The organism is Winslowiella arboricola (assembly GCF_025527015.1).
Classification (GTDB): Bacteria; Pseudomonadota; Gammaproteobacteria; order Enterobacterales; family Enterobacteriaceae; genus Erwinia; species Erwinia arboricola.
This window is the reverse complement of record NZ_JAODIM010000041.1, coordinates 248,826-261,451: the sequence shown is the minus strand read 5'-3', so window position 1 is coordinate 261,451 and position 12,626 is coordinate 248,826. Positions and strand designations below refer to the sequence as shown.

Here is a 12,626-nt window from a genome sequence, read left to right as displayed (position 1 = left end):
GAGGGCTACTGCAGGTTGGTGAGTTTATCGAGTGACTGCACGCCTTTGGAGATCACTTTGGCGTTCATCAGGCTCTCGATATAGTAGTTAGACAGCTGGGCATTCGCTTTGGCGAAGTCCTCGGGATTGGAGGATTTCGACGCTATCGACAGATCGTGAAAGGCATCTTTCTGCGCGCGCTGGCTGCTGCTAATTGATTCGGTAATCCCGCTCATCATGCCGGGAGAGGTGGCGGCCACGCTGTTATCCGGAGCGGCGGCGTTATTATTCAGCTGCGAGGAAAACCAGTGAATATCGTCCTGGCTGGCCGGTTCCGGATACATCTCAACTGAGGCGACCGGTTCAGAAGTAAGTGCAGGTTTTGCTTCAGTGACTTTCATTGGCACGACTCCATGCAGGGAAAAGTGGGAGGAGCGGAGAGGTCCCCTCCCGGAACGCGATAATTAGTACTGAATTTTAACCTGCGCAGCAGCGGAACCGGCCTGCGCGGCGCTGTCGGCAATGCCGTTAATGCGCTGGTTTTCTGCATCCAGCGCCATTTTATCCAGCTGGTTCTTCTGCATGGTGCCCTGAATTTCCTGAGCGCCATTCATAAAGCTTGCACCATCAGAAGCACCAGAGAGTTTGGATAATGCAGAACCGCCGTTAGTAATCAAACTCGACGCTTGGGTAATTAAAGACATAGGTAGTTCCTCGCTAATGGGTTCAATTTTCATCATGGATGTTGCATTGATTAAGTGGCGAAGCGGTTACGACAGTTCCAGCAAAAGCGGATTTTTTTTTCGGGCAGGAAGAAAAGGGGGGATGGCCCACCGGTCTGATTCAGGTGGGCAGCGATTCAGGCATCAAGGTTTAACAGCTTAAGACGGTGGTAGAGCGTACGGCGCGGAATACCCAGCTCATGCACCACATCATCAATGCGATTGTCATGACGGCGCAGGCAGTCGTGGATCAGGCTGCGCTCAATGCGGCGCATACGATCTTTCAGCAGCGAGCGACCCTCTTCTTTTTTCAGTTCGCTGCTGCACAGCGGCGGCAGCCCCAGCACAAAGCGCTCGGCGGCGGCTTTCATTTCGCGAATATTGCCCGGCCAGCTATGCAACAACAGGGCTTCATCCAGCGCTGACGAGCGTCCGGGCAGCGGCTGATCCAGTCGCAGTGCCGCTTCATGGGTAAAGCGGCGGAACATCGGAATAATCAGTTCAGGACGTGAGCGCACCGTTGGCGTATCGATTTTGATGGTATCGAGGCGGAAGAAAAGGTCGCGGCGAAAACGTCCCTGCTCCACCAGCTGCTCCAGCGGCGTCTGCGAAGCGGCCACAATGCGCAGATCAAGACCGACGCTTTTGGTGCTGCCCAGCCGCTCAATGGCGCGGGTTTCCAGCACGCGCAGCAGCTTGGCCTGCACCGTGAGCGGCATGCTGTCGATCTCATCGAGGAACAGTAAGCCTTTATTGGCGGTTTCGATATAACCGGCACGCGAGTTATTCGCGCCGGTGTAAGCGCCGGACATCACACCAAACAGTTCGCTCTCCGCCAGCGTTTCCGGGATAGCGGCGCAGTTAACCGGCACCATCGGGCCGCGGCAGCCGGAAAGGTGGTAGATGCGCATCGCCAGCGTGTCTTTGCCGGTACCGGTTTCACCCTGTAACAGCACATCGATTTTCAGCGGCGCAATGGTCTGCACAATTTTATGCAGATGATTGTGAATATCGGCCGGCGGATTGCAGGCGTTCGCTGATGCGCTGATAGCGGGCTTTGCGATAGCGGAACGGTTATCAATGCTCACCTCATCTGCGCTGTTGCGCATCTGAGTCTTAGTAAGACCAACCATAAATTCTCCAGTGGCTTAACGTAAACGCCGGATCCCAACATGCTGGCGTTAAAGCAATCCTGCTTGAAGCAATAGTAAAGCTGAGCTGATGTAAGTCTTGTTGTAAAAAATTACAAATCTTAAGTCAGCTTTACTCTCGCCCATGGTTGCCACATCGCGCTATCAGTCCTGGATGATAGTTGTGTAGGGATTGCCAGGTGCTGTGTAGGGATATCCTTACAACTGACAATCTATTGAGCGTAAATACAAGGCATTACGTTAACCGCCTGATGGTGAGGCCGGTGCAGTGAAACTTTTATGACCATCAGACAACCGGCGGATGATGAGATTAATTTGGAACTCATCGATAACACCGCACACCTATTAATCGAGTCGAAACCTGAAAAACTGTCGTGAATGTCAGTTAAGTGTAAATAAATTGGCACGCAGAAGAGCGCAAACTGTAAAGGCAGTAACCGGTTGCGGCTCAAAACATTCGAAACGATTACGTTTACTCGAGGAGTTATCCATGAAATTTCCCGGAATAGGTGGCGGTGCATCCAGCGCCGGTAAAATTGATACTCCGCCCGCAACAGCTGCGGGCAAAATTGAAACCCCGAACACCAATACGGCGGGTAAAGCTGATGGCGCTTCGTCCGGCAAAGCCGGTGGCGGTCCACTCTCTTACGCCGGAACGGCGATGAATGTGGCAGGAGGCGCCAGCACGCTGGCTTCGATGACCGGTATTGGCGGTGGTGGCGGGAATTCTGCCAGCAACGGCGCTGCGGCTAAGGGTTCTGACCAGTCGCAGTCTGCCAGCAGTGGTGGTGGTCTGGCGTCGATGGCATCTAAGTTGTTGATGATGCTGGGTCTGCAGCAGTTACTGGGTGGTGGTGAACAATCCCAGCAGAACCAGGTTCAGCAACAGCCTAAACAGCAGTCTGCTCAGCCAGCCAAAAGTGAAGGCGGCGGTATGGCTCAGCAAATGATGCAGATGATGCAGCAGATCATGCAGATGATGATGCAGCTGATGGGCATGCAGAGCAGTGGTAGCAGCAACAGCAACAGCAACAGTAACCAGAGCGGAGGTGGCAACAATGGCAATTAATCCACTGGGTGCGGGCGGTAATGCGCTGGCGCTGATCAGTCAGCTGACTCAATCGTCACAGAGCCAGCAGAGCACCACTAACCAGAGTCAGAGCAGCGCTGGCGGTACATCGCCGGTTAACTTTGGCACCAATGCCGCCAGCACGGTGCAGCCACAATCGCTGGCGCAGAAGAGCAGCGCCAGCGGCGAGAGCGACTCGCAGGGCGGCATGATGGGCATGATGCAACAGATGATGCAGATGTTGCAGCAGCTGTTGCAGGCGATGATGCAGCAGATGGGCGGCGATTCGAAACAGAGTGGTGACGCGGGAACCTCTGGCGCTTCAGGAGCGGGCGGCGCGGGTAACGCTGCTTCGCCTGAAGGCGCAGCGGGTGGCGAGGGCGCGGGTAATGCAGCTGCTCCGGCTAACGCAGCTGCTTCTGAGAACAGTGGTGAAGCAGGCGGCGGTCAGCAGTCTGGCGGCCTGGGTGATATGTTGAAAAATGCCCTGATGATGCTGGGAATGAATTCGCTGATGCAGATGATCGGCGGCGGCAACCAGAATCAGGCTGAGGGCCAGTCACAGAATCAGTCTCAGGTCTAAGCCCGGAGGAACTATTCGATGGCAATTCAATTAGGTAACGGGGGAGGACTCTCCCCCGGAAAACTGGGCGATATAAAAATGCCGCCCGGCACGCAAAACCCGGCAGCATCGGGCCAGCTGTCGCTGAAGAAAGATGCCAACACCATCAGCTATGGTGGCGGTGGCGGTGGCGGCGGTATTGCTGATAGTGGTTCGTTGCTGTCTGGTAAGCAGAGCAGCGCCGGACAACTATCACAGCAGAACGGCGCCGGGATGTTACAGGGAATGCTGATGCTGCTGGGTATGCAGGCGCTGATGCAGGCAATGGGCGCCGGCAACACTGAAGGGGCGCAAGCGGAAGCCACGGCCTTGCCGGAAGAGTCGGCGGCGGGCAGCGGCACGGCCGATCCTAATATTCGCTCCAGTGAGAAGGATCTTACCGTAAAACCGAGCGAGGAGAATCTGCAGGGGCGCCCGGTGGGTGATAACCGTAGCGCCGATCAGATTATCGATGACAACCCGGTGCTGAAGAACCTTGGCGATCAGAAAGATATCAAGCGCGATGAGCTGAAACAGCGCTTTGGTGACTGGACGGAAGACAATAAGGATCCGAAAAGTCGCGCCGATGCTGCTTACAATATGTCCTGCGTGCTGAACAGCATCAAAGGACTGAACGGCAGCGATGGCAGCGAGAGGACGGAAATTTCAGCCAATGACAAGATCGAAGGGATCACCAAAGACGGCGATGCGCGTCACGGCACTGAAGCCGGTGTGCTGAAGGATGTTGCCGAGCAGGGTCTGAAGATGCTGCCGGACAATAAAAATCTGCCGGAAACCAGTGACACTCACGTGCGCAAAGATGGCACCAATAAGGATAACTTCCAGTGGGGAATGGGCGAGATTGGTAAGGTGTTATCCAATATCCCTATTCTGAAATCGGTGCTGGCGCCAACCTTTAACAATATTGGTGAAGCGCGCGATCTGGGTGAAGTGTTTACCGGAGGCCTGAAAGGGCTGGGTGAGGGGGCATTAAGCGCGGCGCGTGGCCCGGTTGGCTGGGGAATTACCGCCGCCAGTGACACCGTGCAGATTGCGATGGAAAATGCCAATAAAGACAAGAAAGACCCGCCACCGTTCTCCTGAGTGGCGCTGCAATGCCTTGTATTTCCCTTTGTCCCTGCTATTGCTCAGGGACTTTTTTTGGCCTGAATTCGGGGGGCAGGCCTGTAGGGGCGGCGTTTTCGGCCGCGTGAACTGCATCTGACAGGTAGGGGCGGCGTTCTCGCCGCCCGTGCCAAATCAGGCGCTTTAAGAAATAAAGTTCTTACCCTGTTTCAGCACCACATCACAGGCTTTGGTTTTCACCTTTTTGCCCATCTCGGTATCGCCGAGACTCTTCAGATTCAGCTGCTGACCGTTGCCGGTATTCAGCAGCCCCATCAGACCCTGCTGATAATCGGTCTGCTGGGTTTTTTCCTGCTGGGTATTCAGGCCCAGTTTATCCAGCACCTGGTTTTTCACCGAAGCGACATTGTTATCCACCACATTGTTTTTCACACAGTATTCCAGCACGCCAGCGGCGTTGGTCATGCTGTTAGCGCTTACTGCTTTATCGCCGCCGGTTAGCAGGCCGGAGAGCGAAGAGAGCGAGGTGCCGCTTTGTGAACTGTTGCTGGTGGTATTGCTGTTGTTCTGCTGACCGAGCTGCGATGCCGCGCTGTTCAGCTGATCCTGCCAGCTGGCTGCTGCGGCATTGCCCGCCAGCAGTGCTGATGAGATGCTCAGAGCCAGTAACACCCGCTGAGTGGACTTGTTCATTGGTAACCCCTGTTTACTGTATTACGCACAATGCCGACAGAAAAAGGCATTGTGCCTGCTATTAGAGACTTTCCGACTTTGGCTAAGTGTAGAAGTTCCTGCGGCGGGGTACGGGCTGGGGAAATGAGGGGGAATTGGGATTTATCTGTATGGGGGGAATGGAGCTGAAAGCAGCGAAAGCGTGGCTTTGCTGGTGGTTGCGCTGTTTTTTTCAGCACTCAGATCGCAACCCGGAGGATTAAGGTTGCGCAGACCTTGTGTAACGGTATAATCCTCAACGTTTTCCGCGTACCTCTTCGTGCCGAAGTGGCGAAATCGGTAGACGCAGTTGATTCAAAATCAACCATCGCGAGATGTGCCGGTTCGAGTCCGGCCTTCGGCACCATTTGAGTATGAAAAATTAAGTCACCGTGAGGTGGCTTTTTTTTTGTCTGTGGTTTGCTGATTTTGTCTTTAACTGATTGTTTAATAATTAATTATTCAAAAGGTTCCTCTGAACCTGGTAAGCAACCAGCTGTGAGGCCGTGGAATGTGCTGAGACCGTCTGGGCAACTATTTAATCTTTCTTAATAATTGGGTATGCTGGACGTTGCCGGGATAAGTTTTTCGCCGGGTTAATAGCGAACAGATTATTACAGGGAGTAATTATCATGGGAATGCTAAAGTTACCTTTCACAATATTTACCACACAAAGGAAATTTGAAGACTATACTGCGGAAGATATGCGATATGGCGATTTATCATCATCTCAATTAAAAGAAAAATTTAAACTTAACACTATTTCTGAAGTAGCAGATCCTTATACGCTTACCAGACTTACTCCTTTTGATTCGCCGAGATCAAGATTCGCCAACGTTTATGGAAGCAGAAGTGGTGAGAAATTAACTATCAGAGAGTGCGCTAATCTTCTTTTTGATGAAATGCGCGTATTGTCCTGGCCTTTCTCCCTTTACAGCCCATATAAGCAGCTGATAAACCGAATGTTAACGCATATGCAGAATAAAAATGGCATATCATTTCGGGATTCTATTTTTAATTTGGCGCTGGCAAACCAGATTACTCAGAATAAATCTAAAGAGAGTTCTCTTGAGACCATTAAATCAATAATAAATAAAAATGTAGATTATAAAAGAAAAGGTTATCCAGAATCAAAGTTGGAAGCGTTCTCGGATGCACTAAAAGTCACTGTGCTGCCTAAATTCACCAGGTTTTCCGATAACATCAACGGCCTTGGCATAACTGTGCATGATATCCATGCGATGTGTATCAGACTGATAAATTTAGAAGTGAGCCACAATAGCTGGAAAGCAAAAGTACAGTATCAGGCACAAGACCACTTTGGCCTTGATAACAATGATATAATGAAAACAAAGTTTAATCAGTTTAGATTCTTCAGGATCTGGTTTGTACTTCAACGTTACGAGAAGTTTGGATTCAGACCTTTTATGACAGATATGGAGACTACATTGGTGATAGAAGGCGGATCGAGATGAAAAAAATTATAGCTTCTGGTGTTGTTATCGCAGTCGCGGTATTTGTTATATTTTATTATTACTTATCACGCCCGGTTAAGGTCGTTGATGTACATATGACAAATTATAGCGCGACTATACTTGTTGACCATTTACCTGTAACGGATATGCAGAGGATAGAGTGGTGGCAAGAGAACAAGGCAGAGATTTTAAGTAAGTATAAAATTCCTTTAGAGAACACTTATGGGGAGTTATCGTATTATATTATGGCCTTTGGTGATGGTTATAAGGAATTGGGTAAAGAGGACAGGCTTTGCTTTGATGATATGCCGCCGCCAAAGAACTGCATTGATAAAGAGCGGTTGCTTACTGTGCGTACGGCACGTGATGGTGGTACGGAATATGTTTTGAAACGTGGGTTTTATGTTCAGGGAAGGGATGGTGAGGTGCGTGAGGGGGGATGAATTAGGGCAATATTGGGGCAGCGATAACGTAGTGGCCAATTTTGTCGGCCACTACACTCGGGGATTAAGGTCTACCAGAGCTAAATTCTGTGTTGGCACAAGCTGACTGTGCGCCAATTTTTGAAGTTCTGACATTTCAACAGGATAACCCCCACATGGTGTTGGCAGATTATGTAGCAAGGTTTCCATCAGCGCGACGCCCACATTTTCACCGCCATAAATCGTTGGTACAAAAGCTCCATTTTGATCCTTCATCGGGCTGAACCTGGCATGCCCTTTACCCGGATTGAACTGCGCGGCAGTAAAATCCGGGTGATGGATACGATCTATGGGTTTTTCGGCTTCCCATATCGTCATTGAAGCGGACGCATTTTTCGGTGGGGATGGAAGCTTCTGCTTTTTCACCCTGGGGAGCTTAGTATTAACCATGCACCGGTCCCTCTTTATCCATGGCTGCTGCTTTTAATACTGCTTCGGGATCGCTAGCCAGCAGATCTTTTGGTTTTTTGCTACCCAACCAGCTGTTAGGCAGTCCAAACCAAAAAGCTAACGACCAGGGTGTCTTCGAACCGTCGAAGATTTCAAGGATCCTTCTTACCAGTGGCAGTGGCTGGCCGCCAGCATCAAGAGCGTAATCCGGATAAAGATCCTTACCTTTAGACGGCACGGCAAATATTTTACTCTCATGTTTCCAGCGATTTGGTACTGCGCTTGGGTTTTTCACTGCCGGATCAGAGCCAGACCGCTGACTGACTTCCCGCGCTGGTAACAGTGACCATCCTGCAGTATTGATTCCTTTAACTGATTTAATCTTTGCGTATTTCTGTCCGTGAAGGTTTCGGCGTTATTCTGCACAGCGTTTCTTTGCGGGGTGGTCTTACGTTCTTCTTGTTTCCGGAAGTTGATCGCCGCAAGTGTATTAACAGCACTCTGAAGAGCGATCTGAAACACTTCGGCATTAGCGAACTCAGGGATCTCAACAATGACATACTGCTGACCATTTTTGACCGGCAGCTCATTGATGCGGATATCGTGTTCAATCCTGTTGCCTGGCGAAACAAGGTCAAAATTCATTGTTCTGGCTCTTCTTTGTTTTGCGGTCATAGATGCCTCTCTTCTTCTGATATACGCACTAACATATGTCTTAAGGATTGAGTTTGCAGCAAGAGATCATTGCAGCGTTAATTATTGCACCTTCGTAGTTAACCCTCATAGTCGGACAAAATCACGTTAACATTAAAATTACGGATAATATTCGAAAAAAAGTTTTTGATGTCGGTGAGGTATCAATGAATTTGAAAAAGATTAATTGGCAGTTTAATATAACATAAGTGTGGTTATACAGCTTTAAAGTTGTTATTAAATAAATACAGATTTATAATCTGTGTCTAAATTAGCATTAATCAGGAGGTTTTTATGACTAAAAATTAAAACAACTTAGTCAGTTGCGGCTCTTTTTTATGGAAATTAATAATGTCTATTTCACTGTTTAATAATTTTATGCTAATTAATATTTATACTCACATATTTCCTGGTAATATATAATAAAATCAATAAATATTTTTCATCATCTATTATATGGACTTTACCACGTTACTGTATATTATAACAGTGTGTTTTTTAATCGCGATGCGAATATGCGCTAACATACCCGCACCGCTAACCACAACAACTATCGAGGTTAGTTATCATGGCTAAGCAGGATTGTAAGTCAGAATTTTCAGGATCAAAAGCCATCACTGCAAATATTCGGCGAAATACGGTGAGTTATGTGAGGCGGCATCCGGATTTTACGCCAGTACCTTCTCTGTCATTAACAGGTCAGTGGCTGGCGACAGCCGAATTTACTATCGGTAAAAAGGTAGATGTACGCGTAATGCCGGGTTGCCTGGTGATTACTACGCTGGATGAGCCTGGACTTATTCAGTCTTTGCATAGACTCTCTGCACGGAAACAGCGGCAAGTTGAAGAGTATATCGGTATGGTCGCGAGTAACAGCACTCGATAACACTACCGGCCGCTGTCCTGCAACGATAACCGGGACAGCGACCATAGTTTCAAATTGTTAAAGTTATCCGGTGTCGTTACTTTACCTTCCATAAATCCAATGCCTGGAGGTTGATTGTTTATGTGACTTTCTTTGTTAATGTTTGATACTGATGGTATAAACATGCATTGTGGCTAATTTTTATATATAAATATATTTCACAGCTTAATGGTTTTATGTTGATTAATTTTTATAGCTATATATTTTTCTTGCAATATATAATAAGGTCAAAGAGTATTTTTTATCATCTATTATCTGGGGTTTATCCATGTCACTGTATATTATAACAGTCTGTCTTTAATCGCGATGCGAATATGCGTTAACATACCCGCACCGCTAACCACAACGACTAGCGAGGGTAGCTATTATGGCTAAGCAGGATTGTAATGCAGATATTTCAGGATAAAAAGCCATCTCTGAAAATATTTGGAGAAATACGGTGAGTTATGTGATGTGGCATACGAATTTTACTTCAGTGCCTTCTCTAAATTTGAAATCGTTCGCTATCCTGGACTGATAGCTGTGATCGGCGACCATAGTTTAAAAAATGCTTTAAAGAGTAATTAACGATTATTAATATAATTAGCTGTATTTTACTCGATTATTTAATGGCTTTAGCAGGGAAGCTAGCACCGCCGCTATAAGGCAATAGCGTCTTTTTTATTTTCGGACCTCGCAAAACACAACAACTGTTGATAGTTTCCCAGATCTGCTTCTCTTAATGCGGTGATGTAGTCAGTGCGCTGCGCATCAGCATCTCCCAGATTTTCAGTACTGTTTCCCCAGGTAAAACTTCTTTTACCCAAGGCTGTACGCAGAATATCGCAGTAGATACGTGAGTGGCGGCCATTGCCGTTAGGGAAAGGGTGGATCCAGACGATATCGCGGTGCAGGCGTAAGCAGATTTCATCTAACGGGTAGGTTTTATTTTCGACCCAATAGCATGCATTATCGAGCGTTTCTCTTACTCTCGTCGATATCATGTAAGGCGGCGTGTTGCCGATATTAACTTCTCGCAGCCTGAATTTTCCGGCCCATTCCCATGTTGCATCGAACATTCTCTGATGTAACTTACAGCAGAACTCAATGCTTAGAACTTTATTGTAATGGAAACGCTGTCTGCGCAACCAGCTGATAGCCTGCTGGATGTTCATCTTCTCAAATTCGTTAAGATCATCACGCGTCATAATATAGTCAGGAATCAGCCCAACCATATCATCGGGACTCAGTGCCGTTGCTCCATCAGGCAGATTGCTGTTAATTCCTTTAATCATCAGATATCCCAGAAGTCGCGACGCCACTCTCTGAGCAGCTCATCCTTGAGGTTGTTCTTATTGTCCGTTTGAAAGCTTTTTGTTGTCGGTTGCTTTTCAAGAGACATATGAGTTTCGGAATAATTGTTAAGAAACGCGGCTTTTTTTTCTGCCTGCTCCTCACGCAATTTTTCCAGTGATTTCTCCTGCTTTGGCACCAGATAGTATACCAGTTCACACTCCAGTCCGTCGGCGACTTTCTCCAGTGTGTTTAGCGTAATGGTTCCGTCTATCTCACCTTTTTCAATCAGGGCGATTCGTGACTGGCTCAGTCCTGTGCGGTCGCCGAGCGCGCGAGCACTCATACCGAGTGTCGTCCTGATTAGGTTTATCCACCCTTTTTTGGGACGCTTCGCTTTCCGACTACTCGTCATATCGCTAAGTGATCGGTCTAATTGTTTGATTTTAAGCTCTTTATTCCACATTTTATTTATCTTATATTGCGTATATGCAATGATTTTACACCTTTTTCATTGTATATATGATATGAATTTTCCATGTATTTATATTATATATGCAATAAAATTTTAGGGATTGATAACATCAAACTTACCCACGCGCCCTCCAAACCCGGCTAAAACTCATCACCATCGCCAGAACCGTCGCTACCACCGCTAACCAAAGGCTTAATCTCACTGCCTGCGCTTCCTGCACTGCATTGTTCAGCGGCAGGGCATACAGCGACAAAATAACCCCAACCAACGCCGCACCGAGGCACTGGCCGAAAGTGCGCATTATCGCCAGCACGCCGGAGGCATAGCCGCTATTGGCGCGCGACGCATTTGACAGCATCTCGCGGTTATTGGGGCTTTGAAAGCAACCAAAGCCGATGCCGCATAGCAGGCTACGCGCACCAATATCCCACGCCTGCGCGTGTTCAGGCAGTTGCGCCAGCAGCACCAGTCCGGCAGCATACAGACATAGCCCGACTGTAGAGATAATCGCCGCCGGATAACGGTCGGCGAGGCGTCCGGCGTGTGGCGCGGCCAGCACGATACCTGCCGGCCATGGGATAAACAGCAGGGCGGAAACAAAGGCGCTGTAACCATAAACACTCTGGAACAGGAATGGCAATGCCACAAAGGTAATCCCCTGGCTGATAAAGGATGCCAGCGAGGTTAACGCCGCCAGTGAAAAACGTGCAGAAGCAAACATATCCAGCGGCAGCAGCGGTTTTGCCGCGCGACGCTGACGCCAGATAAACACCATGCCAGTAATGATAGCGGTCACTCCGTAAGCGATGGCGGTGGCCAATGTCTCAGGCGCAGGCGCTGCTTCACCAGGCCGGGAAAAGCTGTTTGCCGCCATAATCAGTGCGCCCAGCATCACCGCAGAGAGAATCGCGCCTGCGATATCAAATGGCTCACGCGCTGGCGTCTGTTTGCCAGGGATAACTCGCAGGCTGAGTATCATCGCGATAAGACCCAGCGGAATATTGATGGCAAATAACCATTGCCAGCCGATTGCCGACAGCAAGGTTCCGCCCAGCACCGGCGCGATGGCGGTGCTGGCGGCGATCAGCAGGGCATTAAGCCCGAGAATGCGTCCCAGCAGACGGTTAGGGAAAATCGAGCGCAGTATTGCCGGTGCAATACTGAGGGTTGCTGCGCCGCCAATGCCCTGCAATAAGCGCATCGCAACCAGCATATCCAGCGACGACGATAATGCGCAGCCAAGAGATGCCAGCGTAAACAGCATCAGACCAGCGCTAAATAGCGCGCGAAACCCCATTCGGGTTGCCAGCGCGGCAAAGATCGCCAGCGTCATTGCCGCCGATAAAAGATAGCCGTTGGCTACCCACACCGCCGATGCGGCGGAAACTTCCAGCGAACGGGCGATCTGCGGTAACGCAATATTCACCATCGAACCGTCGAATACCGCCATTGTGGTGCTGGTCATTACCGCAGCCATCGCTAATCCGCGCTCATGGCCTGGCAGCCCTTCATCACCCGACTGGTTGGAGAATAATTCTGTCTTCTGCATCATGGAAGAACCTTGCTTCTCTGGAATATTGATGCAGAAAATATAA

General features: G+C 49.0%; 16 protein-coding genes and 1 tRNA gene. 7 read left to right on the top strand and 10 right to left on the bottom strand.

The window, feature by feature from the left end:
- Nucleotides 1-5: 5 nt before the first annotated feature.
- From N5923_RS13000 to N5923_RS12990, 3 genes are all read right to left on the bottom strand, one after another.
- Nucleotides 6-380, bottom strand: coding sequence for an EscI/YscI/HrpB family type III secretion system inner rod protein (locus N5923_RS13000; protein WP_267143005.1), 375 nt, complete (start codon nt 378-380; stop codon nt 6-8).
- A gap of 63 nt (nt 381-443) precedes the next feature.
- Nucleotides 444-683: a hypothetical protein gene (locus N5923_RS12995; RefSeq protein WP_267143006.1), complete on the bottom strand. Its 240-nt coding sequence runs from the start codon at nt 681-683 to the stop codon at nt 444-446.
- 155 nt (nt 684-838) lie between these two features.
- Nucleotides 839-1,834: a sigma 54-interacting transcriptional regulator gene (locus tag N5923_RS12990; protein WP_267143007.1), complete on the bottom strand. Its 996-nt coding sequence runs from the start codon at nt 1,832-1,834 to the stop codon at nt 839-841.
- Between the two features lie 508 nt (nt 1,835-2,342).
- Between N5923_RS12990 and N5923_RS12985 the strand changes: the two genes are divergently transcribed.
- The 3 genes from N5923_RS12985 to N5923_RS12975 are packed head-to-tail and all read left to right on the top strand — an operon-like array spanning nt 2,343 to nt 4,626.
- A complete protein-coding gene (locus N5923_RS12985; protein WP_267143008.1) occupies nt 2,343-2,921 on the top strand; it encodes a hypothetical protein in 579 nt (192 codons plus the stop codon).
- On the top strand, nt 2,911-3,504 hold the full coding sequence (locus N5923_RS12980) for a hypothetical protein (protein WP_267143009.1): 594 nt from the start codon (nt 2,911-2,913) through the stop codon (nt 3,502-3,504). The genes N5923_RS12985 and N5923_RS12980 overlap by 11 nt, the downstream gene beginning before the upstream one ends.
- A gap of 18 nt (nt 3,505-3,522) precedes the next feature.
- Nucleotides 3,523-4,626 carry a hypothetical protein gene (locus tag N5923_RS12975; protein WP_267143010.1) on the top strand — a complete coding sequence of 368 codons (1,104 nt, stop codon included), beginning with the start codon at nt 3,523-3,525 and terminating at the stop codon, nt 4,624-4,626.
- 165 nt (nt 4,627-4,791) lie between these two features.
- On the opposite strand, the gene N5923_RS12970 is transcribed toward N5923_RS12975, so the two are convergent.
- Nucleotides 4,792-5,301, bottom strand: a complete 510-nt coding sequence (locus N5923_RS12970; RefSeq protein ID WP_267143011.1) for a DUF2501 domain-containing protein — start codon at nt 5,299-5,301, stop codon at nt 4,792-4,794.
- 300 nt (nt 5,302-5,601) lie between these two features.
- Here N5923_RS12970 and N5923_RS12965 point away from each other — a divergent pair.
- The 3 genes from N5923_RS12965 (at nt 5,602) to N5923_RS12955 (ending at nt 7,237) form a co-directional block, all read left to right on the top strand.
- Nucleotides 5,602-5,686 (top strand) — tRNA-Leu (locus N5923_RS12965).
- A 265-nt stretch (nt 5,687-5,951) separates the two neighbouring features.
- The gene (locus tag N5923_RS12960; RefSeq protein ID WP_267143012.1) at nt 5,952-6,794 is read left to right on the top strand and encodes a DUF3289 family protein; all 843 of its coding nucleotides are present in this window, start codon (nt 5,952-5,954) and stop codon (nt 6,792-6,794) included.
- Nucleotides 6,791-7,237, top strand: a complete 447-nt coding sequence (locus N5923_RS12955; protein WP_267143013.1) for a DUF943 family protein — start codon at nt 6,791-6,793, stop codon at nt 7,235-7,237. Before N5923_RS12960 ends, N5923_RS12955 begins: the two co-directional genes overlap by 4 nt.
- A 51-nt stretch (nt 7,238-7,288) precedes the next feature.
- On the opposite strand, the gene N5923_RS12950 is transcribed toward N5923_RS12955, so the two are convergent.
- Genes N5923_RS12950 through N5923_RS12940 form a run of 3 tightly spaced genes read right to left on the bottom strand, consistent with a single transcriptional unit; the run spans nt 7,289 to nt 8,341 of the window.
- On the bottom strand, nt 7,289-7,666 hold the full coding sequence (locus tag N5923_RS12950; protein WP_267143014.1) for an RES family NAD+ phosphorylase: 378 nt from the start codon (nt 7,664-7,666) through the stop codon (nt 7,289-7,291).
- A complete protein-coding gene (locus tag N5923_RS12945; RefSeq protein WP_267143015.1) occupies nt 7,659-7,961 on the bottom strand; it encodes a hypothetical protein in 303 nt (100 codons plus the stop codon). Before N5923_RS12945 ends, N5923_RS12950 begins: the two co-directional genes overlap by 8 nt.
- Nucleotides 7,958-8,341, bottom strand: coding sequence for a hypothetical protein (locus tag N5923_RS12940; protein WP_267143016.1), 384 nt, complete (start codon nt 8,339-8,341; stop codon nt 7,958-7,960). Before N5923_RS12940 ends, N5923_RS12945 begins: the two co-directional genes overlap by 4 nt.
- A gap of 586 nt (nt 8,342-8,927) precedes the next feature.
- Between N5923_RS12940 and N5923_RS12935 the strand changes: the two genes are divergently transcribed.
- Nucleotides 8,928-9,245, top strand: coding sequence for a SymE family type I addiction module toxin (locus N5923_RS12935; RefSeq protein ID WP_267143017.1), 318 nt, complete (start codon nt 8,928-8,930; stop codon nt 9,243-9,245).
- 677 nt (nt 9,246-9,922) lie between these two features.
- Here the strand turns inward: N5923_RS12935 and N5923_RS12930 are convergent.
- From N5923_RS12930 to N5923_RS12920, 3 genes are all read right to left on the bottom strand, one after another.
- On the bottom strand, nt 9,923-10,558 hold the full coding sequence (locus N5923_RS12930) for a mobile mystery protein B (protein ID WP_267143018.1): 636 nt from the start codon (nt 10,556-10,558) through the stop codon (nt 9,923-9,925).
- A complete protein-coding gene (locus N5923_RS12925) occupies nt 10,558-11,022 on the bottom strand; it encodes a mobile mystery protein A (protein ID WP_267143019.1) in 465 nt (154 codons plus the stop codon). The genes N5923_RS12930 and N5923_RS12925 overlap by 1 nt, the downstream gene beginning before the upstream one ends.
- Nucleotides 11,023-11,146: 124 nt before the next feature.
- Nucleotides 11,147-12,583, bottom strand: a complete 1,437-nt coding sequence (locus N5923_RS12920; protein WP_267143020.1) for an MFS transporter — start codon at nt 12,581-12,583, stop codon at nt 11,147-11,149.
- Nucleotides 12,584-12,626: the final 43 nt, after the last annotated feature.

What these genes read in the sequence shown, in the direction of transcription:
- N5923_RS13000 (WP_267143005.1), bottom strand. Translation starts at nt 380, where the DNA reads ATGAAAGTCACTGAAGCAAAACCTGCACTTACTTCTGAACCGGTCGCC.
- N5923_RS12995 (WP_267143006.1), bottom strand. Translation starts at nt 683, where the DNA reads ATGTCTTTAATTACCCAAGCGTCGAGTTTGATTACTAACGGCGGTTCT.
- N5923_RS12990 (WP_267143007.1), bottom strand. Translation starts at nt 1,834, where the DNA reads ATGGTTGGTCTTACTAAGACTCAGATGCGCAACAGCGCAGATGAGGTG.
- N5923_RS12985 (WP_267143008.1), top strand. Translation starts at nt 2,343, where the DNA reads ATGAAATTTCCCGGAATAGGTGGCGGTGCATCCAGCGCCGGTAAAATT.
- N5923_RS12980 (WP_267143009.1), top strand. Translation starts at nt 2,911, where the DNA reads ATGGCAATTAATCCACTGGGTGCGGGCGGTAATGCGCTGGCGCTGATC.
- N5923_RS12975 (WP_267143010.1), top strand. Translation starts at nt 3,523, where the DNA reads ATGGCAATTCAATTAGGTAACGGGGGAGGACTCTCCCCCGGAAAACTG.
- N5923_RS12970 (WP_267143011.1), bottom strand. Translation starts at nt 5,301, where the DNA reads ATGAACAAGTCCACTCAGCGGGTGTTACTGGCTCTGAGCATCTCATCA.
- N5923_RS12960 (WP_267143012.1), top strand. Translation starts at nt 5,952, where the DNA reads ATGGGAATGCTAAAGTTACCTTTCACAATATTTACCACACAAAGGAAA.
- N5923_RS12955 (WP_267143013.1), top strand. Translation starts at nt 6,791, where the DNA reads ATGAAAAAAATTATAGCTTCTGGTGTTGTTATCGCAGTCGCGGTATTT.
- N5923_RS12950 (WP_267143014.1), bottom strand. Translation starts at nt 7,666, where the DNA reads ATGGTTAATACTAAGCTCCCCAGGGTGAAAAAGCAGAAGCTTCCATCC.
- N5923_RS12940 (WP_267143016.1), bottom strand. Translation starts at nt 8,341, where the DNA reads ATGACCGCAAAACAAAGAAGAGCCAGAACAATGAATTTTGACCTTGTT.
- N5923_RS12935 (WP_267143017.1), top strand. Translation starts at nt 8,928, where the DNA reads ATGGCTAAGCAGGATTGTAAGTCAGAATTTTCAGGATCAAAAGCCATC.
- N5923_RS12930 (WP_267143018.1), bottom strand. Translation starts at nt 10,558, where the DNA reads ATGATTAAAGGAATTAACAGCAATCTGCCTGATGGAGCAACGGCACTG.
- N5923_RS12925 (WP_267143019.1), bottom strand. Translation starts at nt 11,022, where the DNA reads ATGTGGAATAAAGAGCTTAAAATCAAACAATTAGACCGATCACTTAGC.
- N5923_RS12920 (WP_267143020.1), bottom strand. Translation starts at nt 12,583, where the DNA reads ATGATGCAGAAGACAGAATTATTCTCCAACCAGTCGGGTGATGAAGGG.